This window comes from Draconibacterium mangrovi (genome assembly GCF_010586825.1).
Classification (GTDB): domain Bacteria; phylum Bacteroidota; class Bacteroidia; order Bacteroidales; family Prolixibacteraceae; genus Draconibacterium; species Draconibacterium mangrovi.
On record NZ_JAAAGB010000009.1, the window covers coordinates 144,152 to 167,658 of the forward strand.

Below are 23,507 nucleotides of genomic sequence, written 5' to 3' on the forward strand. Positions count from 1 at the left end.
TTAAAGCGTTACTTTTTCAATGTTTACCGTGTTATCGTTTAAGTTGATGGTAAAACGATAGTTGGCTGATTCAATCGCAGGATCATTCTCACCATTCGGGATGGTCCAGTCGTTATCACCCGATATGATCTGCTCGCCGGTAAACGTAAACTGACCTGCTTTTTTCTCATTTGCCCAACCGGTATTTTCAAAAGGTTTGAATCCGGCAAAATGATCGTGATCGCCCGGCGTAAAGAATGTTCCCTGGTAAATGCCATCGCCAATTTGACGCAGCAACACGTAATTCAGCACATTTCCGAAACCCCAGCTGGTATGAACGCGGGTATGGCCCGGGTAAACAGCGCCAATTGCATCGGTGCTTACGTTTGTTGGATAACCCAAACCATAACCACAAGCCAGCAGGTATTGCGGATATGCAGGATTATCAACGCCAACAAAAATGTTTTTACGAACCGGGTTGTAATAAATGGTGTATTCACCGGTTACTCCAAGGAAAGTTACACGGCTGTCGGCTGTGCGCTCGAAGAAATCGGGATTGTAAATATTCGCTGCATCGCCCAACTGCCCAAACACGGTGTAGGTTTTTCCCTTTTCCAGTGTGCGTGTAAGCGTGCGGAAAGCTTCGCCGTTAACATCCTGATTACCAAATGCAGAAAGAGCCAAATCATCGTCACCCAATTGGCTTCCGGTGGTTGCCGCTGTAAAAGCGAAATTGTCGAAAACAAACGTTTTTGTGTAATCGGCATCAGGCGTGTATACAAAAGCCGACTCGCCACTTTGGTCGATCATGGCCAATTTTCCATTCACATTGCCATAAACATCGCCACTGTAATTAATCGTATAGTCTGAATTGAGCTTTTCAGCAATTTTGTAATTCACCGATGTTTCCAGTGTTAAGTCGTTGCCCACAAACTGGTTGTTGTCTGATGACTCTAAACTAACCACGCTACCGTTGTCGGTAACCAGGTACAACCGGCTGTATATCGGGCGATTCCCTGTCAGTTCTGTAATTTCAGTACTAACCGAACCTTTGAGCACATTCCGGGCTTCCAACTTTATCTGAACCGCAGAATTATCGGCCTGATCGGCTAATAAGGGAACATAAATCGCTTGTTCAACCTCATAATCGTCGCCGGCTAATGGAATTTCGCCACTTACAACAGTTCGTCCTTCCGACACCAGCTCGTAAGCCAGCGAAGTAAGCATGGTAGCCGGATCGGTAATTCTTGCCGACAAGGTAATTGAATCTCCAAATGTAAAGCTCGAAGGGCTAACTGTGGCCGCCTCAATAAAAGGCGTAGATTCTTTTCGGGGGCCGTATTCGTCTTCGCACGAAGCAAATAACAGGGCAATTATCCCGGTTAAAATAAATATTTTATATAAAGGTTTCATTTTTCTCTCTTTTATATTTTTCGGTTTGAATACTAATATCCGGGATTTTGTACCAGGTTTGGATTCTGGTCAATAATATCCTGCGGAACAGGGAGGATATACGACAGGTTTGTAAACGGATAAACCTGTGCCGGACGTCCTTCGTCTTTGGCGTATACTGCATTCATTACTTCCTCAACTTTTTCTAAACGAACAAGGTCGAACCAGCGCTGGCCTTCCATTGCCAGCTCAAGGCGGCGTTCTTTCATATAAGCCTCAGTAATTGCCTCCTCGCTCGCTGAAGCTGATGCAGGCAGATTGTTCAAGCCTGCGCGCTGGCGGGTTTGGTTGATAATCTGAGCTGCGCCACTGTAATCTCCTTTTCCGATCAGCGCCTCAGCTTTTAGCAAAAGAATATCGGCATAACGCATTTTAATTGTACTGTTGTAGGCACTGCGGCACTTGTACATAAACGCATAATTATCAGCAGGATAATAAATATTCCAACCACAGCTGTAAAAAACCACTGTTTCGGCGTAGCGTTTGTCGCCAACTTCGCTTTGAAAAGCTTTGATCAGATCGCGTGATGGAGTGATCCACTTCGCCCAGGTGAAATAGAAAGTCCAGTCGTTAAGCGGACGACCATACATCCAGGTTGCCCAGTTGGTATTTCCCGGGAAATATTGTGCTTCATAAATGGTCTCCTTTGTATTACGGGCTTTGGCATCAATTGCCTTATTTTCTTGTGAAGGTGGCGAGTTTGGATCTGTTAGTATTACACCAAACAAATCGCTGTAATCGTCAACCAGTTCATAACCATCAGCAGCCAGTTCATCGGCATATTGAATTACTTTGTCATAATCGCGCAAAGGTTTTTCGGCATAAACTTTAGCCAGTAAAGCACGGGCAACCGATTTCGAGAACTGTGTTTTATCCTGCGGGTCGTTAGCAGGTGCATATTGCAAACCTTCCAAAAGGTCGGCCTCAATTTGCTGATAAATAGTTAAAGCATCGGTTTGTGGCGGGAAATAAGCCGGGTAAACATCGTCAATGGTTTCTGAAGTAATATCGCCGGCAACTGTTGTTACCAAAGGAACATTTCCCCAAATGCGAACCATATCAAAATAGATCATCGCCCTTAATATTTTCGCCTCGACTTTATACTGAAGCTTTTCAGCATCTGTTAAGGCCGGATCATTTACATCGTCAATAAAACTGATCAAGCGGTTGGCCTGGGCAATATTTCCCATGTGGCTGTTCCAGTCTCTTCTCAGGTTGGTGTTCGATCCTTCGATTGAGTTTACCTCGAAAGGTGTAGTTTCAGCGCCTGGTGAACCTGCATAAGCATTATCCGAGTGCGATTCGGCCAGCAATAACATGTCGAGATACCAGTGCTCCTGGCTGTTTTTGTACAAATTAAGTAGTGTCTGCCTGTGCGCTAAAACGTCAGCTTTATCTTCAAATACAACCTGAACGCTGTCCTCGCTCACTCCTTCAGTTACATCCGAATAGGTATCTAAAGGATCATAATCCATGGAGCAAGCTGCCAGCAGGGATATGATAAGAATGGATAAAATATATCTTGTCTTCATTTTCGTCTTATTTAAAATTCAACATTCAACCCAAAAACAAAAGTCTTACTGTGTGGGTAGGTTCCCCAATCGATACCCTGAACGGCACCACTGTTTCCCCATTGGTTTACTTCAGGATCCATTCCGCTATAGTCAGTAAGCGTTAACAGGTTGGTTGCGGTAACATAAGGTTGCAAACGCGAAACTCCCAGTTTGTTTAAAATTCCGCCACTGAAGTTGTAAGAGAAAGTGATGTCTTTTACACGCAGGTAACTGCCGTCTTCAATAAAATAACTTGATGGCTGCATAACAAAACCGGCTTTTGGAACATCGGTAATTTGTCCTGGCGTACGCCAGCGGTGAAGCACTTCTGTAGATTGGTTTTTCAAATCGTACATCCCCATCACATCACCTTTCGATGCATTAAAGATGTCGTTTCCAACAGCTCCCTGCAGAAACACGTTTAGACTAAAACCTTTGTACGCAAACGAGTTGGTTAAACCAAAAGTAAAGGCCGGGTTCGGGTCGCCAATATAGGTTCTGTCTGACGCTGTAATTTTGCCGTCTTCATTTGTGTCGCGGTACATCAGTTCTCCTGTTTCAGGGTCAACTCCATCGCTTATATAACCGTAGAATCCACCCAACGCACGACCTGGTTCGTTACGAACAACACGAATTTGGTGAAAAGCATCGGTAGTTTCAGCATCATAATAAATCTGCTGCAATTCAAGGCTTTTCAATTCGTTTGTGTTATGCGAAATATTAAAGTCGGTGTTCCAGGTGAAAGCACCTGTAAAGTTGCGTGAGCTTACCGATAATTCAACACCACGGTTCATCATTTCACCTTCGTTTCGAACAATATTGCTTGATGCTGCAGCACCTGCCGGCAACGAAACATACATCAGCATATCCTCAGTGTGTTTCGAATAATAGTCCATGGCAATCGTCACACGATCAGCAAACAGCGTGGCATCCAAACCAAGGTTAATTTGCGAAGTCGTTTCCCATGTTAGGTCGGAGGTACGAAGGTTAGCCTGCGTAATCAATGGCAAGGCATCTTCCTTCCCGGTTTCGAACCAGGCCTGACGGGTGATGTTGTAACGTTGCAAATAAGCATAGTCGCCAACTCCCGACTGGTTACCGGTTTGTCCCCAGCCTCCTCTGATTTTCAAGTCGTCGATCCAGGTTAATCCCTGCATAAATTCTTCCGATGACATACGCCATGCTGCCGAGAAAGACGGGAATGTTCCCCAGCGATAATCGGGATGCAGTTTTGAAGAACCATCTTCACGAATATTGAATGTAAAAAGGTATTTACTTTCGTAATTGTATGAAAGACGTCCGAAAACAGACATAATTCCCCAGGCCGAAGCGCCGGACCCTGTACCGTTCCACGAAATTTTATTTGCCGCGTTTAAAGTATGGATATTATCATCTTTATAGTGCGAGCCATTAATATAGCTTTGCGACCACTGCGAATCGGTCCATGATGAACCGGCCATTGCTTCAAAATTGTGTTTATCGGCAAAGGTCTTTTTGTAGGTCAGTACATTATCGAAAACCAGCAATGTATTGGTGCTTCGGGTATCCCAGGCATTTCCCCAGTCATCTCTGTCGGCACCATGTACCGGAGGATTAAAGCCGGTATTTTTTCCATTACGACGATCTAAGGTGAACGACGATTTTAACGTTAATTCAGGTAAAAAAGTAATGGTTGAACTACCTGAAGCAATCAGGCGGTTTTCGTTATTCTTATTGTTTTTACCATTTTCGATCGATTCAATCGGGTTTACAATATTTTGCCCGAAGAAAGTGCGGTTATACAACCCGGTTTGAGGATCGATAATGTTTGAAGCAGTTGGCAGGTTAACCACCGCCAGTACTACACCACCACGGTTTGATCCGGCACCGGTAGTTACTCCGTTACGGGTATTATCCGAATACGACAGGTTTAACCCGATATTCAACCAGCTACGCACCTGGCTTTCGACGTTACTCCGCAGGTTATATCTGCGGAAAAATGCAGAGCTAAGCACCCCTTTTTCGTTCAGATAACCTCCGGAAATAAAGCAGCGCGTTTTATCGTTACCATCCGAAATCTGTAACTGATAGTTTTGAGTGATGCCGGTTCCGTATACTTCATTGAACCAGTCGGTTTGATCAGTAGTACCTTCAGGAATTGCTCCAGGGCGAATTTCGTCCATCAACTCTTTATACTGCGAGGCATTTAACGACTCGATCTGGTTGGCAACACGGCTAACTCCAAACTGCGTATTCAATGAAATTTTTGCTTCTCCACTGGCCTGCTTGGTGGTAATAAGAATTACACCGTTTGCTGCTCTCGATCCGTAAATAGCCGCCGATGAAGCATCTTTCAGAATTTGCATACTGGCAATATCCATTGGCGAAAGGAAGTTGAGGTTATCAACCGGAACTCCGTCTACCACGTATAAAGGGCTGTTGCTTCCGTTAAACGAAGTAGTACCACGCACGCGAATAACCATTTCGCCACCGGGAGCTCCGCTGGGCTGGTAAACGTTAACACCTGCCGCTTTCCCCTGAATAGCCTGCGCTGCCGATACAATCGGACGTTCGTCGATCTCTTTGGTTGAAACTGTCGAAACCGCTGTGGTAACGTCTTTTCGGGCAACCGAACCATAACCGATTACCACCACTTCGTCCAGTTGCTTTAAGTCTTCTTTCAACGATACATTTATCTCGCTTTGGTTACCCACAGTAACTTCCTGCGAATTATACCCGATAAATGAAAATACAAGAACAGCATCACTACCGGGAACCGTAATCCTGTAATTACCGTTTGGATCGGTAAGCGTTCCCTGCAACGTGCCTTTAATAACAATATTCACACCTGGTAAGGGATCGCCTGATGCATCGCTTACCACTCCTCTAACATCAATTGAATTTTGTGCATGCACTGAGAGATTAAATCCCAATAACAACACCAAAAAGAAGAGAGGAATTTTAAATTTTAAGAGTCTTGTCCTCATAAAAGAATTTGATTAGTTAAATATTTATTATAAACAGAACCTATTCCCCGACCCGGGAAATAGTCATAGACTTTGCATATAAAAATTAGCTCGAAAGACAAACTTTCATTGCCGTAGTTCTTCATCGTAAAGCTTATCTGTTTTCTCAAGCACAAATCTATCGTTTGAATTGACCGCTATTTTTTTAAGGGATAGGAAAGTGGATTAGGGAGAGACAACAAAATATTCAAAATGCTCTATAGCAGGCTCTTGGATCTTTTGGTATGCAAAATAAAAGTGGATCAATTGGAAAGATGAGTGAACGAATAAGGGGGAGTTATGGGAAGTAAAACCGAACAAAATTGATTTCGCTCTTTAAAACATTAACACCAAACAGGATTAAAACAGATTCGTCTGTAATTATCGAATTTGTATAATCATATCTTCGAAATCGTTACGGGATTTGGCGCGGTTTTTTGTTTTTGCCCGGTAGTTATAAATGGTATTTACCGAGTATCGTAAAAAGTCGGCAATTTGCGAGCTGTTAATAATTCCCAACCTTATCAATGCCAGAATTCGCAATTCGGTATTTAGTAGCTCTTCTTCGTTTAACTCAAACTTTTCTTCATCAAGCAGCATCTCGTTCACCTTTTCTACAAAATGTGGGAAAATGCGCAAAAATGCCTTATCAAAATTCCGGTAAAGTTCTTCTGTTTCATCATCCATCATTTCTTGCGAACGGGTAAGCGCATGCAACTCGGCAACCTGGCCGTTGGTTATCTTTTTGTTTACCAAACGACGGAAACCATCCATTTTATCAATATAGGTTGAGCAAAGTTTTATAAAGTGCGCAATATAAACCTCTTTAATTTGGTTCGATTCCGAAAGATCTACATTCACGATTTGCAGCTGATCATTTACTTTCTGAAGCTCTGTGTTCAGGTTTTGTAAACTAGAATTGGCCTTTTGCAAATACTTTCGGGTCTCAGACAAACGCCTCATCTGGCTGTAAATATAAACAAGCGCAACAGTTAGCAAAAGCCCCAAAATACTGGAGAGTAAAAGGTAATTTTGTAGTTGCCGGTTTTTCTTTTCAACGGTTGCCTGATAAGTTCTGTCGATTAGCGACAATATTCCGGCACTTTGTAAACTACGGAGACGTGCGTTATAAAATACAGTTTCGCTCCACGAAAAACGAATGTAGTTGTAAGCACGTTCCATATCATTTTCCTGAAACAGTATTTCTGCCAGCATCCACAACGAGGCATGGTCTTTTGTGGCCGACAATATATCGGACAAAGCCGACTGAGCAAGGTAATTCTTTAACCCATCGGTGTCTTTTATTCTCCGGTAGGTTAACGAACGGTTATAACTCGCTATTGCAAACTCGCGCGTACCCATCGTACTGTTGGCCAATATAGTATCATTTAAGCTAAGCGCTTCCTCTATCTTTCCGGCGTTACGCAGTCTTTCCTCTTTCAAGGCATAATACAAATCATTTGTTGAAGTAAGTACATTATAAAGCGAATCTGTGTAACGATTTGATATCTGCCAGTAGCGATCGGCGCCCTTTTTGTTTTGCGTATAAAAAGCTAATTCAGAGTAAACATGTCGGTAAGTATTGTAGTATTCACTCAGTAAATCTTCAGGAACTTTTTCTTTTTCAATGGAAGAAATTAAATCAACAGCCTCAAGATACATCCCGGTAGAAGCCATCAGATAAGCCAGGTTAAGCTCGCTTTCGTATAACAGAGCGGTATTATCCAGGTGTTTGGCAACATCTATATTCCGGTTTTTGTAGTGTATCGCCGAATCGCAAATGTATGGTCGGTATTCATCATACAATTTCGCATTCAGCCGGTACTCCTCAATGGTATTGGGCGAAACCGTACGCAATTGATTCTTCAGCGCCTGAATCCGATCTTCCTTCTGCTGTTGATAAACCTTATGATTTTCGATAGCTGCATCCAAACGGTTCAAAAGTGAATCAAGGGGCGATTGCCCCAGAACCGCACCGGGATATAAGAATACAAGGCAGATAAACAATCTGAAAAATTTCATAAATGGTTATTCCGTTTTCTAAACATGCACAAAATAAACATTTTTCATTTCATTTTATACATCGTCCTAATTCTTGGAGAACTCGTAATTCTCAAATAGTTTCAAATGGAAATTAAAGCACAATCACTCCCTCAATCTTATCCACTTTCTCGGTTATCACAATAATTTGGTCGGCCGATTCCATTAACGCCACACAGGTAACCGATACGTGTTTCAGATTATCAGTATGTTTAAAGGTTACTTCACCTTCAGTTGGCAGCAAAGCTTTTACCTGATCAACTTTCCCTTCTTCATTCGGAATAATAAACTTAAACATATATTTCAACGGCCATTTTTCAGATTCCATCAGCCGGTAGCGCAGATTTTTATATTTATCCATTTCCTTATCTTTCACATCCATTTAATAATACAACCCACATTTCTTTTCGTTCACTTTTTAACCTAAAATCTCAATATCTTTTTGGGTTACAAAATTCAAACCGGAGCACAAAGATTAGATTTTTAGCCAAATTTCACCACTTGATATTAATATTGTATTTTAGAAACGTGTTATTAGATAATATCCACCAACAGCCCTGAGTTTTGAAAAAGAGTTTACTCATACTGCTTCTCGTTTTTCCATCACTTGTTTTTTCGCAAGTGAAAAGGTTCGGTGTTCCGAATATACTGAATTACCCCAAAGCGGATTACCGGGCCGGTACCCAAAACTGGGGTGTTGCGCAAGACCCGAATGGATTTATGTATTTTGCCAACAATCTTGGCCTGCTTCGTTTCGATGGTTTGAACTGGGATTTGTATAATGACTCCTTCACCTCAAATGTTCGATCGGTGTGTATTGATGATGATGGAGTTATTTATATCGGATTAGATGAGGACTTTGGAATTTTTGATCCTAATTCCCCGGAAGGCCCGGCATTTAAGAGTTTGACCGATAAGCTGCCTGAAGATATTCCGGAAACAGATGTGATCTGGAAAATATACAACACTCAGTATGGAATTGTATTTCAATCATATAGCTATATTTTTATTTACAGGGATGATAAAATTGATATAATTAGGCCACAAAAAGCATTTTACTATTCGTTTTATATCAATAACCGGCTCTTTTTTCACGAACCCGGAGTTGGTTTATTCGAGTACATTAACGGATTTGTAAATAAAGTACCATGGGCCGATGAGCTGAAAGATCATGAAATTCAATCGATGGTTAGCTTTTTCGAAAATCATTTGCTCATTGGAACGGCCCAGTCGGGTTGGTTCGAATACAAAAATGGAAAGCTAAGCAAATGGGATGTTCCGGCCAATACACAAACCGAAAACGATGTTTTGTATTGCGGTATTAAGCTCGATGGAAATAACCTAGCTATTGGCACCATATTAAACGGGCTCATCATTGCAAATTCCGAAGGCGAGATCATTCAGCATTTAAACCTGAATAACGGCTTACAAAACAATACGATTTTAAGCCTTTGCAACGATCGGTCGGGAAATTTATGGCTTGGGCTAGATAATGGTATCGACTACATCGAGCTAAATTCGCCAATCAGTTATACGTCACGTTCTGAAAATATTGGAACAGGCTACTGTGCAGTCATACACGACAACCTGCTATACCTTGGCACCAACCAGGGGCTTTTTACCAAAAAGTTCTCTACTATTGGACAGGACAATACCGAGGTTTTCAAAATAATTCCCGGTACGGAAGGACAGGTTTGGAGTTTAAAAGTTATAAACGGACAATTACTTTGCGGACACAACCTGGGTACATTTGCAGTAAACGGACGAGAAGTGCGGCAAATCAGCGATGATCCCGGATTATGGACTTTTATTCAACTAAAAAATGATACCAACTACGCTATTGGTGGTAGTTTCACCGGCATATCCCTGTTTCAATTCGACAAGGGGCAATGGGATTTAAAAACAAAAATAAAGGGGTTTAGCGAATCGAGCCGTTTTCTGTCGGAAGATGAGGACGGAAATATTTGGGTTAGTCACGGAGCTAAAGGGGTTTTCCGCGTTACCTTAAATGCCCAACGCGATTCGGCAACCAATGTAAAACTTTATGGCACAAAAGACGGACTTCCTCTCGATCTGATGAATATACTGTTGAAGTTCGATAATACGTGGTGCATCTCAACAGTTGATGGAGTATATAGTTACAATGCCGCGGCCGACCGTTTTGAAAAAAATAAATCGTTAAACGAAATTTTCGCCCCATATAACCGCTTGAAATATATTGAAAAAGACTTTCGGGGAAACTACTGGTACATTGCTGAAACCGAGGTAGGAGTACTGCATAAAAACGATGATACCAGCTACACAAGAATTACAACTCCATTCCAGCAATTACGCAACAAACTGGTGCGCGAATGGGAATTTTTATATGTGTTCGATTTAAATAATGTATTTTTTGCCACCGAAAATGGTTTTGCACATTATGCTTCGCGAATTGTTACGTCATACAACCAGGCGTTTAAATGTTTTATTACACAAATTGATGTTCCCAATCTTGATACCGTTGTGTACCCCGTAAACCAACTCGACCCCACTGAGTTTCCTTTTCAAAAAAACGCCTTTCGTTTCAATTTTTCAGCTCCTTTTTATCAAAATCCCGAGCAACTGGAGTTTAGCTATTTTATCGATAACTACTCCGACTCATGGTCGGTGTGGTCGAACGATAACTACCGCGATTTAACCAACCTGCCCGAAAACGATTATGTGTTTAGGGTAAAAGCCCGAAACAGTTTTGGCGTTGAAAGCGATGAAGCTACTTTTTCATTCGTGATCACTCCCCCATGGCACCGCTCAAAAACCGCTACTTACATTTACATATTAATTGTGTTTGTAATAGTTGTAATAATTGCCTGGTTTATTAATAAACGCTTCGAAAAATCGAAACAAAAGGAACGCAAAAAACACGAGCAAAAATTACGGGAAAAAGAAAAGGAATTTGAGCAACAAGCTGTACTGGCCGAAAAAGAGATTATACGATTAAAAAACGAAAAGCTTGAAGCACAAAAACTTTCGCTGGATAAAGAATTGGCCAACCAAACGCTTAGCATTGTAAATAAAAATAAGTTCCTGATGAAAATTAACGAGGAACTTAAACGGGTTTCCAATGAAACTTCTGACGGGGCTGTTAAAACAAAAATGGCGATTCTAAAGAAACGTATCGACAAGGAAATCGACAACCAAAATCAGAATCAAATATTCGAGAGTTATTTTGAAGAAGTACATGCTGATCTCTTTGAGCGTTTAAAAGACAAATTCCCTCACTTGTCGCCAAAAGATTTGCGTCTTTGTGCGTACATCCGAATGAACATGTCGACCAAAGAAATCGCTACCCTATTAAATATCTCTGACAGAGGCGTAGAAATCAGCCGTTATCGCTTGAGAAAGAAAATGGAGCTTTCACGCGAATTAAACCTTTCTACTTTCCTACTGAACGTATAGTTTTAGTTTCCTGTTGTATAGCATATTATTTTATGAGGTATTTGCATATGACAATTAGCAATTGCTATATGTCTATTATTCAGCTATATAAAATCCTTATGATGTATTTTTGATGTGTTACAAAATATGCTATGTAGTGTTTTTGTTGAGCTTTTTTTTCTTGCCTTTATTTGGATAACCTGATATTTAAAATGTGAAATTTTGTTAATACTTTAAAATTAACTACTCTTGTATTTGTATAAAGAACAATAAGACTAAAATTAATATAACTAATTATGAATCTAAAAATCTATTCTTTAAAGTCCCTCATACAGCCTTTCACGTAAGTAAAAGAATATGATCGACTTTACACACTTTGCGTGGTGCGCAATTATTATCCATTAATACTATTATCAAAATTAGATCTATGAGAGAAAAACTAGTAATGAGAAAAATGCTCCTGTTATTTGTGGGTACATTTTTCGTCTTGGGGGCATTTGCCCAGGAAGTTGTTCTTAAGGGTGCGGTAACCTCTTCTGACGATAATCAACCCTTACCGGGGGTATCGATTACAGTTGAAGGAACCACAAACGGAACAGTTACCGACTTTGATGGGAATTATACATTAACTGTACCATCAGATGCTATGCTTGTGTATTCCTACATCGGAATGAAACCACAAGTTATCGGTGTGGAGGGAAGAACTGAAATCAACGTGCAACTCGAACCTGATTTGTTTAACGTTGACGAAGTAGTAGTTGTTGGTTATGGTGTTCAGAAGAAAGCTTTAACCACCGGTGCAAACATAAATGTTAAAGGTGAAGATATTGCGGAGCTTAATACAGGCTCAGCAATGGAAGCTTTGCAAGGTGTTGCTGCCGGTATTAGTATTACACGTAACAATGGTGCGCCAGGCGCTGGAACCCGAGTAACAATTCGTGGTTTAGGAACCATCGGTAATTCAAACCCTTTATACATTGTTGACGGTGTTGCAGTTGGCGACATTGACTACCTGAGTCCTTCGGACATTGCTTCAATTGATGTATTAAAAGATGCGGCATCTGCAGCCATTTATGGTTCGAGAGCTGCAAACGGAGTTGTGCTGGTAACCACTGTAAAAGGTAGCGAAGACCGACCAGCAAAAATTACTTACGACGCTTATTATGGTGTTCAGAATATTTACAAAAATCTGGATCCGTTAACTGCTCAGGAGTACATGTACATTATGGACGAAGGCTACATGAACGATGGCAAGGCTCCAATAGATTGGCAAAAGGAGATTTCAGGGAACAACTGGCTTAGAAGCAACTATGGCGATGCATTAGCCGACCAGTTAGGTAATGATGTGTGGAACGCACTTCAGAACGGTTGGGAAGGTACCAACTGGATAGATGAAATTACCAGCAGTAATGTTCCGATGCAAAGTCATGCTTTGAACATTACCGGAGGAAGTAAAGATATTACCTACTCTGCAGGGGTTTCGTATTTCGACCAAAAAAGTATTATCGGAAGTGAAATTACAGATGCCGGATACAAAAGGTTGACAGCGCGATTAAATACAGAAATGGTATTGAAAAAGAATAAGAATCACAATATTATTACTGTTGGTGAAAATATCACTTATACCAATACTGAAAACAGAAGTGCCAGAACCGGTAACATTTACTGGAATGACTTGCACAACGCTTTGGTTCAGCACCCGTTAATGCCTGCTTACTGGCAACCGGCTATTGATAATAACATCAACGAATTTGGTTTTACGCCAACCATGGATGACATAAACCAGGCAACCAACCCTATTGCCTCGATGTACTATGCTACAAATTACAACTATGGCAAAGGAAACCGCGTTGTTGGAAACGTTTATGCAATAGTTGAACCTATTAAAGACTTAAAATTAAGATCTTCATACGGACTTGATGCATGGTTTGGTTGGGGCAGATCGATGAACCCGACTTACCGATTAGGAACGCTTTATACTGATGCCACTGACGGAGCTTCTCAAAACCAAAACCTGGGAAGTAACTGGACATGGACAACCACACTTTCATACGATCGTAAGTTAGGAGACCACGATATAACAGGGTTAGTTGGTTATGAGTTACTTCAGAACGATATAAATATGGAAGTAGGAGGTTCAAGAAATAATTTATTATTCCCCGGAGATCCTCGCTACGCCTATATTAATAATACCGAAAGTCCGTCTTCAATCAGCGAAATTAATACATGGGGAGCTGATTGGGCTGCCGGTGGCGGCGGTTTAATGTCGTACATGGCAAGAGCGCAATACAACTACAAAGAGAAGTACCTGCTATCTGTTACCATGCGTGCTGATGGTTCTTCTAACTTTGCCAAAGGAAACCGTTGGGGATATTTCCCTTCAGTATCAGCAGGTTGGGTACTTACCAGCGAAGATTTTATGGAAAGTACTTCAGACTTTCTTGATTTCGCGAAAGTGCGTTTAAGCTGGGGACAAAACGGTAACCAATCAATCGACAACTTTATTTACTCGTCACAAATAACTTATGCTTTCCCTGGTTATTTCTTTGGAGATACAAAACCGGTATCGGGAACAACAGCCTATCCGTCAAAAGTTCCAAACCCGGATGTAACCTGGGAAACCTCGGAGCAGTTGAACATCGGACTTGATGCCAGATTATTGGATTCAAGACTTGGTATTGCCTTAGACTGGTACAAGAAAACCACAAAAGACTGGTTGGTTGTAGCTCCTATTTTGGGTACCTCAGGCGCCGGTGCTCCTTTTATCAATGGAGGAGATATTGAAAACAAAGGTTTTGAAATGGTTATAAACTGGAGCGACAATATCAGCGATTTTAGATATAGTGTTGTTTTAAGCGGTGCTCATAACAAAAACGAAGTAACAAGAATTGCCAATACCGATGGTATTATTCACGGACCTTCTCATGTAATATCACAAGGTACAGCAGAGGTTTCAAGAGTTGAAGAGGGATTCCCAATTGGTTATTTCTACGGATACGAAACAGATGGTATTCTGCAGAATCAGGATGAAGTTGAAGCATATGTTGGACCAGACGGATCACCTTATTTTAATGATCAACGCCCTGGAGATGTACGTTTTGTAGATAAAAACATGGACGGTATAATCGACGAAAACGATAAAGGCTATCTGGGAAATCCTAATCCTGATTTGGAAATGGGATTGCAGTTAAACCTTGCTTATAAAGGATTTTACGTTAATACCACTTTAGCCGGAAAATTTGGAATGCAGGTAATGCAATCGTACCGTTCATTTGCTGATAGTCCAACACAAAACTACACCTCATCTGTTTTTGAACGCTGGCACGGCGAAGGTACTTCTAACAAAATGCCACGACTATCTTCTGTATCAAACCGGAATCAGCAATACGTTTCTGACATTTATATGCATGATGCAGATTATGTGAGAATCAACAACCTGACATTTGGATACGATTTTAGCAAATTACTCTCAAGTTTTGAGGCTGTTTCAACGCTTAAAGTATACGCTGCAGTAAACAACCTGCACACTTTCACAAGCTATGATGGAATGGATCCTGAAGTTCGTTTCGGACACGATGCCGGTTGGGCATCCGGAATTGATCTTGGATTATACCCACTACCAAGAACAGTTATGTTTGGAGTAAATGTTGCCTTTTAATTCTAAAAATTGAAAATGATGAAAAAACTATTTTATATAACATTCATTGCAGGTCTTGTTCTTGCAACGAGTTGTAGTCAGGATTATCTGGATACCGATAATCTATACGGAAAAAGTTTAGAAACCTTTTACAGCACTCCTCAGGATATAAAGGAGGCAATGGCAGGGGTTTATAATGCAATCTATACGCCTAATGTACACAGTAACGAATCTGTTGCTGCAAGTTTGATGTCTGATTTAATGCTTGGCGGCGGTGGTGCTGATGATAAATCGGCAAAATGGGTTGATAATTTTGAAGACCCGGCAGAAGATACTTACAGAGATATGTGGGTACAATGTTACAATGGTATTTCAAGGGCAAGCGCAATTATCGAAAAAACAGCAGCAGCTGACTTTTCGCCATATTTCAGTAGTCCGGAAGAAGCTCAGAATTATAAAGATCAGGCAATTGGAGAAGCATTGTTTATGCGTGCGTTCTACTATTTCCGCTTAGCGAAATTCTTTGGTGGTGTACCTTTAATCGTTACATTCGATGCACCACGTGACGTTGCAAGATCCACTTATACCGAGACTTTTGCGCAAATTGCATCAGACCTGAAACTCGCAATCGAAACTATGCCATCGGTTCCGTTTGCTAGTATCCCGGAAGCGGATTACGGACATGCAAACAAATGGGTAGCACAAGCTTACATGGCAAGAGTATATTTGTTTTACACTGGTTACATGACCAATATTGAAGGGCAAGCTACAACCGAACTTCCCTTGGTTGAAGGCGGATCAGTATCAGCCTCTGCTGTTGAAAGCTATTTAGAAGACTGTATTGATAATAGCGGTTACGGACTGGTTGATGATTTCAGAAATCTGTGGCCTTACTCTTACGTAAACATTGCAGCTAATGATACAACTGTATTGCCATGGGCACACGAAAACGGACTATCGTGGGTAGGCCAGGATGGTCACACACCTACTTTTGGTCGTGGAAATAAAGAATCCATGTTCGTTCAACGATTCTCTTTCGGAGACTGGGGATGGTCAAATGGAAATATCTATACCAACAGACTATCATTATTCACAAGTATTCGGGATAATTCTTTGGTACCTTTTGGTCAGGGCTGGGGATGGTGTACTGTTAATCCAAGATTGTTTACCGGATGGGATGATAACGACCCAAGAAAACTGGGTTCAATCCTTCAGGTTGGCCAGGCCGACCAGGGTACCGGCGACTATGTGGGAGATAAAGGTGATCATGAAACAGGATTTTTCAACAAGAAATATACTGCCATTCAATACTGGGATACTGATGACCAGGCCAATGTGGGAATGTTTGTTCAGTTGTACAACTGGGGAAATACAGATATGCAGCTGATGCACGCACAAGACTTTATTTTCATGCGTTTTGCCGATGTATTACTCATGCACTCTGAAGTTACCGGAACTGCCGATGGAATGAACGAGGTAAGAGCCAGAGCAGGATTAGATCCGGTTTCTTATTCTCTTGATGCACTAAAAGAAGAAAGAATGCACGAATTGGCTTTTGAAGCTTTACGTTGGTTCGACCTTGTTCGCTGGGGAGACGTTAATACTGCTTTTAACGAAACAATACCTGTTAGAAACTCAGGAAGCGACGCGAATTACTCAGTTACCTACAGACCGGAAACCAAAGGATTAGTTCCAATTCCGGAAACGGAAGTGAGGTTAGCAAATGGAGTTTATGAACAAAACCCTGGATGGTAACAGGTTTTAATTTTAATAGAAAGAGATATGAAACGAAATAATATAATACAAGGTATTTTTGTTGCATTGCTGGCGCTGATGATTGTGTCGTGCGATGCTATTGTAGACGAACAATTCCTTGAAAACAGTACAACTGTTGAAGGCGTTGAGTTAGTTGCTACTCAGAACTCAGCGAATGGAAATACGATCGAATTAAGTATGAATACGCCGGGCGTTACGGGTTACTGGAATTACAACTTAGGTGTAGCGCTAACCAATAGAGTTGAAATTGTTTATCCTATTCCGGGAACTTCAACTTTTACTTTCGTGGGAACTTTAGGTGCTGAGTTTTTCGAGAAAACAATCGACGTAACAGTTGATGTACTTGACACTCCACTTGAGCAGGATTGGTACGACCTTGTGAGTGACAATACATCTGCAGGTAAAACCTGGGTATTTGATGGTACCGGCGGCGATAATGGCTTGTGGTGGTTTATGTCCGACCCGGGTAACCCTTGGGGAGTATGGTGGAATGCCGGTGGTACCTGTTGCCCTCCGGGTGATGCAAACGGCAGCATGACTTTTAACCTTGATGGGGCAGCAAATTATATTTATGACGATGGCAACGGAAATGTAACCAACGCTTCCTTTGTGTTGGATACAGAAAACCAACAGCTCCATTTTAACGGAGCTTCAATATTGGGTTACGATGCAGATCGAGTGAATCCCAACGGTGTTTATAATATTGTTGAGCTTAGCGAAGACAAGATGGTTCTTTTTACACCAACAAACGGTGGAGGCACCGGTTGGACCTGGGTGTTGGTTCCTGCAGAATAATAACAATCAGAAATTTAAAAATTTGGCTGTTGAGCCAATTCAGTTTGATAGTTTAGTTAGATAAATGGGGAGAGAAACTCTCCCCATTTTTATCAACTTTCTATTTTAAGAGTATTATTTCAATAAAACTCAGTACGGCCGATTGCCTTTAGTTTAGTGTTAAGGGCCATATATCTTATCATAATATCTTCTTCCTCATAAAGGAAAAGAACTTAATACCTAACTACTTATAGAACTGATGAAACTTCTTCTTTCCATATTATGTACTCTCCTCTCGGCTCTAAATATTTTCGGGCAGGTTGGCGATTTACTGTGGGAAGACAATTTTAATACCGGCCAGCTCAAACTTGAGAACTGGAACATAGAAACAGGAACGGGCGTTAACGGTGATTTTGGAACCGGCCAGCTGGACCGCGCTACCAACCGCGAAGAAAATATCAGTTTTAGCAACAACGTGCCGGGAGCCGAAGATGGCTGCCTGGTAATTACAACACGAAAAGAATTTTACATCGACAGAAATTATACCAGTGGCCGATTAAACACAGCCGGTAAAAAATCGTGGGGACCAGGACACCGTATTGTGGCCAGAATATTTCCGCGCGACGTAAAACAAATGGGACAAGGCTTTGCTTTTTGGATGATGCCCGACGAAATCCCTGAGGGCTGGAACAGTTTGATGTGGCCGCAAGGTGGCGAAATCGATATTATGGAATATGTTGGATCTATTCCCTTCCATAATCTCGGCAGCGTACACTACGCCTGGTTTTGGCAAAACAACGAATGGGCCGACTGGAACCATGGACACAAGGGATTTTATTACAGCTACAAAACACAACAGGTCCCAAATCCTGCCGAACCCGGTTATGGGAATTATCCGCCGGATGAAAACGATTCGAATGCCGGAAGCTATGGATTTCACGAGTACGGGATTGATTGGTATTCCGACCGGATAGAGTTCTTTATCGACAACAAGGTATACCACATCCATTACTTAAACGATGGTGGTGCTTTCCAGGTAAATGGTGAAGATCAAACTGTGGTTTCACTACGCGATGGAAAACGAGTTGGTATTTCTGAATATTCCAATCACTTTAGCGAATGGCACCCTTTCGAACACAAAATGTACCCAATTTTAAGTGCCGGCGTTAACGGAAGAGACTATTCGTATGGAGGCCCGGTAAATGACGATGCCGAATTTCCCTGCTCCGTTTTTATCGACTGGATAAGGGTTTACAAACTCGATATTAATGTGGGCATAGAACAAAATACAGCAAGGAAACTTAAAATCTACCCCAACCCGGCAAAAGAGAATTTTACGGTTAAAAACCCAGGCACTTTCGAAGTAAAACTGATCGATATAGCTGGAAATACTATACTGCAAAAAACTTTCAGTAATTCCGCAGAAATTAATACCAGCGGCTTTCAAAAAGGACTGTACATGGTAATGATCGACATTGGAAACCGATCTGCCTCTGAAAAAATAGTAATTCAATAAAAAACAATATGCGTAAAACATTTAACAAACAAAAACGAAACTGGCCCTGTTTATTGGCACTTCTTATTCTTATTGCTCCTTTAAAGGGATGCAGCGAAGAGGGAGCAGATGCCGGTTTCACAGCCGATTTTTCGTATTCATTTATTGATGATAACAACGTTCGGTTTACCAACGAATCGGAAGGAGACTACCTGAGAATGAACTGGAATTTTGGTAACGGCCGCACGGAATCAACAACGACAAAATCTCAGTCGTACGATGTTTATTATCCTGAAGCAGGAGATTACAATGTAAACCTTCTGGTAATTGGTCTCGATAGCGAACAAAAGTCAGCCTCAAAATCAATAAATATTACCAACACCGATTTTGCTATTAGTTTTACCGCCGAAGCAGATGCAACCAATCCGAACAATATCAATCTGAAAAACACTTCGGTTGGCGATTTCGACTCTTTTCAATGGAAATTCAGAGATAAAACCATTGAAAACGAAACGAATGCTGTGGCCTATTTTCCCTATGCAGGAACGTACACTATTGAGTTAATTATTACCAAAAACGGAGATACTTTTTCTTCAACAGAAAATATCACCATTGCTGCCAACGATTCAGAATATTTCTCGAAACTGGAGCTGGTTTGGGAGGATAATTTTGATGGGAACGCTGTAATTACCGACAACTGGACCTTCGAAACCGGCTCGGGTGGCTGGGGAAACAACGAGCTGCAAAATTATACGGCCGGAGACAATGCTGTGGTTAAGGATGGCATTCTTACCATAAAGGCAAAAAAACTAAACGAAGCTAAAGTTGCCGGATCGTACACCTCATCGCGAATGATAAGCAGTGGTAAAAAAGAATTTACCTACGGCCGAATGGAAATCCGTGCTAAACTGCCGTCGGGAACAGGAATCTGGCCGGCAATCTGGATGCTGGGCGCCAATATCGGTACAGCAGGCTGGCCCGCATGTGGCGAAATTGATATTATGGAATATGTGGGTTACCAACCCAATACTGTTCATGCAACGGTGCACACTTCGGCGGGATATGGCGGAAACGGCGACGGCAGTAGTAAAACTCTTGAAACTGCTGAAGAAGAATTTCATGTTTACGGCCTGTTCTGGACCGAAAAAGAACTGGTATTTTATACCGATTCTCCCGAAAATATTACACACCGTTATGCGCCCTCAAGCAAAAACAACGACAACTGGCCGTTTAACAAACCACATTTTTTTATCCTGAATGTGGCAGTTGGTGGTAACTGGGGAGGAGCCCAGGGAATTGATAATGCCATTTTCCCTCAATCGATGGAAGTGGATTACGTTCGTGTATATCAGGAAATGTAGAACAAATACTAACTATAATGAAGATTAGAGCTTTAATATTAATTATTGGAACCTGGCTGGTAACAGGTTGTACAGCAACATTCACCGAGAACCCTGATCCGGTAGAACAAAAGATCAGCAGCCTGCTGAGCGAGATGACACTTGATGAAAAGATAGGCCAGATGCAGCAGGTTAACGACGGTTTTTTTGGTGACGAAGAAGCCACAAAACAAGCCATCAGAGATGGCAAAGTTGGATCGTTTCTAAATACGACAGGTGCCGATCGGGTTGCAGAGTATCAACGCATTGCTTTGGAAAAAAGTAAACACGGAATTCCTTTGCTTTTTGGGCGCGATGTAATTCACGGCTATCGCACGATTTTCCCTATTCCGCTGGGCATGGCCTCATCGTGGGAGCCAGAACTGGCTGAAAAGGCTATGCGTATTTCGGCAATCGAAGCCTCATCGATGGGAATTAACTGGACGTTTGCACCGATGATGGATGTTACCTGGGATCCGCGCTGGGGACGAATTGCAGAAAGTTGTGGAGAAGACCCGCTGCTAACATCAGAGTTTGCAGCTGCCATGGTAAAAGGATTTCAGGGCGACCTGGGCGATCCAACAGCAGTTGCAGCCTGTGCCAAACACTTTGTTGGTTACGGAATGTCGGAAGCCGGCCGCGATTACAATACCACTTATATTGCTGAACCGCTGCTTAGAAACGTTCACCTACGCCCGTTTAAAGCGGCAGTTGATGCGGGAGCTTTAACTTTTATGTCGGCATTTAACGACTTAAACGGAGTGCCAACCTCCGGAAATGAATTCACGCTAAAACAAATTTTGCGCAACGAGTGGAACTACAAAGGAATGGTGGTTAGCGACTGGGGATCGATTGAAGAAATGATTAACCACGGTTTTGCTGCCGATAAAAAACAAGCCGCCGAAATTGCCGCCAAAGCCGGTGTTGATATGGAAATGGCAACAACCTGTTACACTGATAATTTAAAGACATTGATTGAAGAGGGCGCGATTACAGAAGATATGATCGACACTTATGTGGGCAATATTTTGCGTGTAAAGTTTAAGTTGGGATTGTTTGACAAACCTTACGACAATCACGTTTCAACCGACACCATTCTGGCACCAAGCCATTTGGCGGTATCGCGCGAAGCAGCACGAAAAAGTATGATTTTGCTGAAAAATGACAATAACACTCTGCCTATCTCAAAAAATATTCATTCGCTGGCCGTAATTGGCCCGCTTGCCGATGCTGCACGCGATCAGCTGGGAACCTGGATTTTCGACGGGCAAGGCGAAGACTCAACAACACCAAAACAAGCTTTTGGCGAGATCCTTGGCTCAAAGATGAACTATGTTTCCGGGTTGGAATACAGCCGCGATAAATCGACAAAAGGATTTGCCGAAGCTATTGCGGCCGCTAAACGTTCTGATGCCATTTTATTCTTTGCCGGCGAAGAGTCTATCCTTTCGGGCGAAGCAAATGCACGTGGTATTATTGATCTTCCGGGAGTTCAATCGGAACTGATTACCGAATTGAGAAAGACAGGCAAACCGCTTATTTTGGTAGTAATGGCCGGAAGACCGCTGGGAATTGGTGCAGAAATGGATATGGCCGATGCCGTACTTTATGCCTGGCATCCGGGAACGATGGCCGGCCCCGCAGTAGCCGACCTGATTTTTGGCGACTATTCGCCTTCAGGGAAATTACCTGTAACTTTTGTAAAAGGTGCCGGGCAAATTCCGTTTTATTACTACCGCAAAAACACCGGTCGCCCGGCTACCGAAGATGATGTTACGTACATCGATGATATTCCGAGAAATTCGAAACAACTTTCGCTTGGATTTAAATCCATGCACATCGATTACGGTATTACACCTCTCCTGCCCTTTGGATATGGTTTGAGTTACACCGAGTTTAAATACGAAAATCTTAAACTATCGTCAAACGAAATGGCAACAGACGGATCGATTACCGTTTCGGCCGATATTAAAAACATTGGCAACTTCGAAACGGAAGAGATTGTACAGCTTTATGTGCACGACAAGGTGGGCAGTATTACTCGCCCCATTAAAGAACTAAAAGGTTTTGAAAAGATTAACTTAAAACCGGGCGACGTTAAAAACGTAAGCTTCGAGCTTAAAGCTGAAGATTTGCAATTTTTTAACGGCGATGATTTTGTAATCGAACCGGGCGATTTTGAAGTTTGGATCGGACCGAATTCTGACGAAGGATTAAAGGGAGCCTTTAAGTTAAAGGAGTAACTAACTATTAACAACAAAGGGTGAAAAACATCCTTTGCTAACTAACACTGCTAGCAGGCATTTCCATTTGCGAAATGCCTGTTTTCTTTTTTTTCAGTTTACAAAGCCACCTTAAACTCAACTTTCCAAAGTCCACGGAACTCATTCAAGGTATAACCCGTTGCCAAATCATTCGGGTACAATTCATTCAGCTTTGTTTTGGTTGCCTCGTTGATATCTGTTTCAGGGTTTCCATGACATTTTAAACAGGCCGGCATCGCTGTTGTTATCTGCTTGTAATAAACCAAATCACTGCCATTTTGCAATACCGTGTCGGCCAGTTGATTGTTGGCAAAAAGTTTCCACATCTGTTTTTCCTGCTCAGTATTAAGCGCATTTTGTGGATTACGGTTTTTGGCCGAAACTCTTGAAATGTCGCAACCAAATACACGGTTTAAACTATCTACAATTGAGCTTGCTTCAAGGTTACAGAATTCAACTGCGTATTCCGGCCCGCCGGTTTGAATGGCTTTTCCCACATTAGTCAAAAGCACAGCTTGTACATTGGCAGTAATTTCCTGTCCGCTGTTTTGATACTTTTTATAGGTCTCCGTATCCAGTTTCGGAGAACAGGAGAAGCAAAAAAATAGCAGCAGAATTGGTAAGATTTTGTTTGTCATAGCTCACATTTCTTAAATAAATGGTTCAAAATATCTTTAATTCGTAAACTGCAAGTTCTGCTTTATTTGTTAAATCACAAAATCAACTATCTTTGCGGCATCAAATATTCTTTCAAAGGGTG

13 protein-coding genes are annotated in these 23,507 nt (G+C 41.8%); 7 read left to right on the plus strand and 6 right to left on the minus strand.

Annotated elements, in window-relative coordinates; translation table 11 throughout:
* From G4420_RS19185 to G4420_RS19205, 5 genes are all read right to left on the minus strand, one after another.
* Positions 1 to 1,392, minus strand: a complete 1,392-nt coding sequence (locus G4420_RS19185) for a hypothetical protein (protein WP_163325562.1) — start codon at positions 1,390 to 1,392, stop codon at positions 1 to 3.
* Between the two features lie 32 nt (positions 1,393 to 1,424).
* Positions 1,425 to 2,963 (minus strand): RagB/SusD family nutrient uptake outer membrane protein, encoded by a 1,539-nt coding sequence (locus tag G4420_RS19190; protein WP_163325563.1) that lies wholly within the window; start codon positions 2,961 to 2,963, stop codon positions 1,425 to 1,427.
* Positions 2,964 to 2,974: 11 nt separating this feature from the next.
* Positions 2,975 to 5,950, minus strand: coding sequence for a SusC/RagA family TonB-linked outer membrane protein (locus tag G4420_RS19195; protein WP_163325564.1), 2,976 nt, complete (start codon positions 5,948 to 5,950; stop codon positions 2,975 to 2,977).
* A gap of 399 nt (positions 5,951 to 6,349) precedes the next feature.
* The gene (locus G4420_RS19200) at positions 6,350 to 7,990 is read right to left on the minus strand and encodes a DUF6377 domain-containing protein (RefSeq protein ID WP_163325565.1); all 1,641 of its coding nucleotides are present in this window, start codon (positions 7,988 to 7,990) and stop codon (positions 6,350 to 6,352) included.
* 112 nt (positions 7,991 to 8,102) lie between these two features.
* Entirely contained in the window at positions 8,103 to 8,369 is a 267-nt protein-coding gene (locus G4420_RS19205) for a DUF493 family protein (protein ID WP_246241693.1), read from the minus strand.
* Positions 8,370 to 8,629: 260 nt separating this feature from the next.
* Between G4420_RS19205 and G4420_RS19210 the strand changes: the two genes are divergently transcribed.
* The 7 genes from G4420_RS19210 (at position 8,630) to G4420_RS19240 (ending at position 22,726) form a co-directional block, all read left to right on the plus strand.
* Positions 8,630 to 11,443 carry a ligand-binding sensor domain-containing protein gene (locus G4420_RS19210; protein ID WP_163325567.1) on the plus strand — a complete coding sequence of 938 codons (2,814 nt, stop codon included), beginning with the start codon at positions 8,630 to 8,632 and terminating at the stop codon, positions 11,441 to 11,443.
* A 406-nt stretch (positions 11,444 to 11,849) separates the two neighbouring features.
* The gene (locus G4420_RS19215) at positions 11,850 to 15,080 is read left to right on the plus strand and encodes a SusC/RagA family TonB-linked outer membrane protein (protein ID WP_246241694.1); all 3,231 of its coding nucleotides are present in this window, start codon (positions 11,850 to 11,852) and stop codon (positions 15,078 to 15,080) included.
* Positions 15,081 to 15,098: 18 nt separating this feature from the next.
* Positions 15,099 to 16,814: a RagB/SusD family nutrient uptake outer membrane protein gene (locus G4420_RS19220; protein WP_163325568.1), complete on the plus strand. Its 1,716-nt coding sequence runs from the start codon at positions 15,099 to 15,101 to the stop codon at positions 16,812 to 16,814.
* A 27-nt stretch (positions 16,815 to 16,841) separates the two neighbouring features.
* A complete protein-coding gene (locus G4420_RS19225) occupies positions 16,842 to 17,630 on the plus strand; it encodes a hypothetical protein (protein WP_163325569.1) in 789 nt (262 codons plus the stop codon).
* Positions 17,631 to 17,868: 238 nt separating this feature from the next.
* Positions 17,869 to 19,125, plus strand: a complete 1,257-nt coding sequence (locus G4420_RS19230) for a T9SS type A sorting domain-containing protein (RefSeq protein ID WP_163325570.1) — start codon at positions 17,869 to 17,871, stop codon at positions 19,123 to 19,125.
* A gap of 8 nt (positions 19,126 to 19,133) precedes the next feature.
* Positions 19,134 to 20,465 (plus strand): family 16 glycosylhydrolase, encoded by a 1,332-nt coding sequence (locus G4420_RS19235; RefSeq protein WP_204273755.1) that lies wholly within the window; start codon positions 19,134 to 19,136, stop codon positions 20,463 to 20,465.
* Between the two features lie 17 nt (positions 20,466 to 20,482).
* Positions 20,483 to 22,726 carry a glycoside hydrolase family 3 N-terminal domain-containing protein gene (locus tag G4420_RS19240; protein ID WP_163325571.1) on the plus strand — a complete coding sequence of 748 codons (2,244 nt, stop codon included), beginning with the start codon at positions 20,483 to 20,485 and terminating at the stop codon, positions 22,724 to 22,726.
* Between the two features lie 98 nt (positions 22,727 to 22,824).
* Here the strand turns inward: G4420_RS19240 and G4420_RS19245 are convergent, their stop codons facing one another.
* Positions 22,825 to 23,385, minus strand: coding sequence for a c-type heme family protein (locus G4420_RS19245; protein ID WP_163325572.1), 561 nt, complete (start codon positions 23,383 to 23,385; stop codon positions 22,825 to 22,827).
* Between the last annotated feature and the right edge of the window lie 122 nt (positions 23,386 to 23,507).

What these genes read in the sequence shown, in the direction of transcription:
- G4420_RS19195 (WP_163325564.1), bottom strand. Translation starts at nt 5,950, where the DNA reads ATGAGGACAAGACTCTTAAAATTTAAAATTCCTCTCTTCTTTTTGGTG.
- G4420_RS19240 (WP_163325571.1), top strand. Translation starts at nt 20,483, where the DNA reads ATGAAGATTAGAGCTTTAATATTAATTATTGGAACCTGGCTGGTAACA.
- G4420_RS19200 (WP_163325565.1), bottom strand. Translation starts at nt 7,990, where the DNA reads ATGAAATTTTTCAGATTGTTTATCTGCCTTGTATTCTTATATCCCGGT.
- G4420_RS19230 (WP_163325570.1), top strand. Translation starts at nt 17,869, where the DNA reads ATGAAACTTCTTCTTTCCATATTATGTACTCTCCTCTCGGCTCTAAAT.
- G4420_RS19215 (WP_246241694.1), top strand. Translation starts at nt 11,850, where the DNA reads ATGAGAGAAAAACTAGTAATGAGAAAAATGCTCCTGTTATTTGTGGGT.
- G4420_RS19205 (WP_246241693.1), bottom strand. Translation starts at nt 8,369, where the DNA reads ATGGATAAATATAAAAATCTGCGCTACCGGCTGATGGAATCTGAAAAA.
- G4420_RS19225 (WP_163325569.1), top strand. Translation starts at nt 16,842, where the DNA reads ATGAAACGAAATAATATAATACAAGGTATTTTTGTTGCATTGCTGGCG.
- G4420_RS19185 (WP_163325562.1), bottom strand. Translation starts at nt 1,392, where the DNA reads ATGAAACCTTTATATAAAATATTTATTTTAACCGGGATAATTGCCCTG.
- G4420_RS19245 (WP_163325572.1), bottom strand. Translation starts at nt 23,385, where the DNA reads ATGACAAACAAAATCTTACCAATTCTGCTGCTATTTTTTTGCTTCTCC.
- G4420_RS19220 (WP_163325568.1), top strand. Translation starts at nt 15,099, where the DNA reads ATGAAAAAACTATTTTATATAACATTCATTGCAGGTCTTGTTCTTGCA.
- G4420_RS19235 (WP_204273755.1), top strand. Translation starts at nt 19,134, where the DNA reads ATGCGTAAAACATTTAACAAACAAAAACGAAACTGGCCCTGTTTATTG.
- G4420_RS19190 (WP_163325563.1), bottom strand. Translation starts at nt 2,963, where the DNA reads ATGAAGACAAGATATATTTTATCCATTCTTATCATATCCCTGCTGGCA.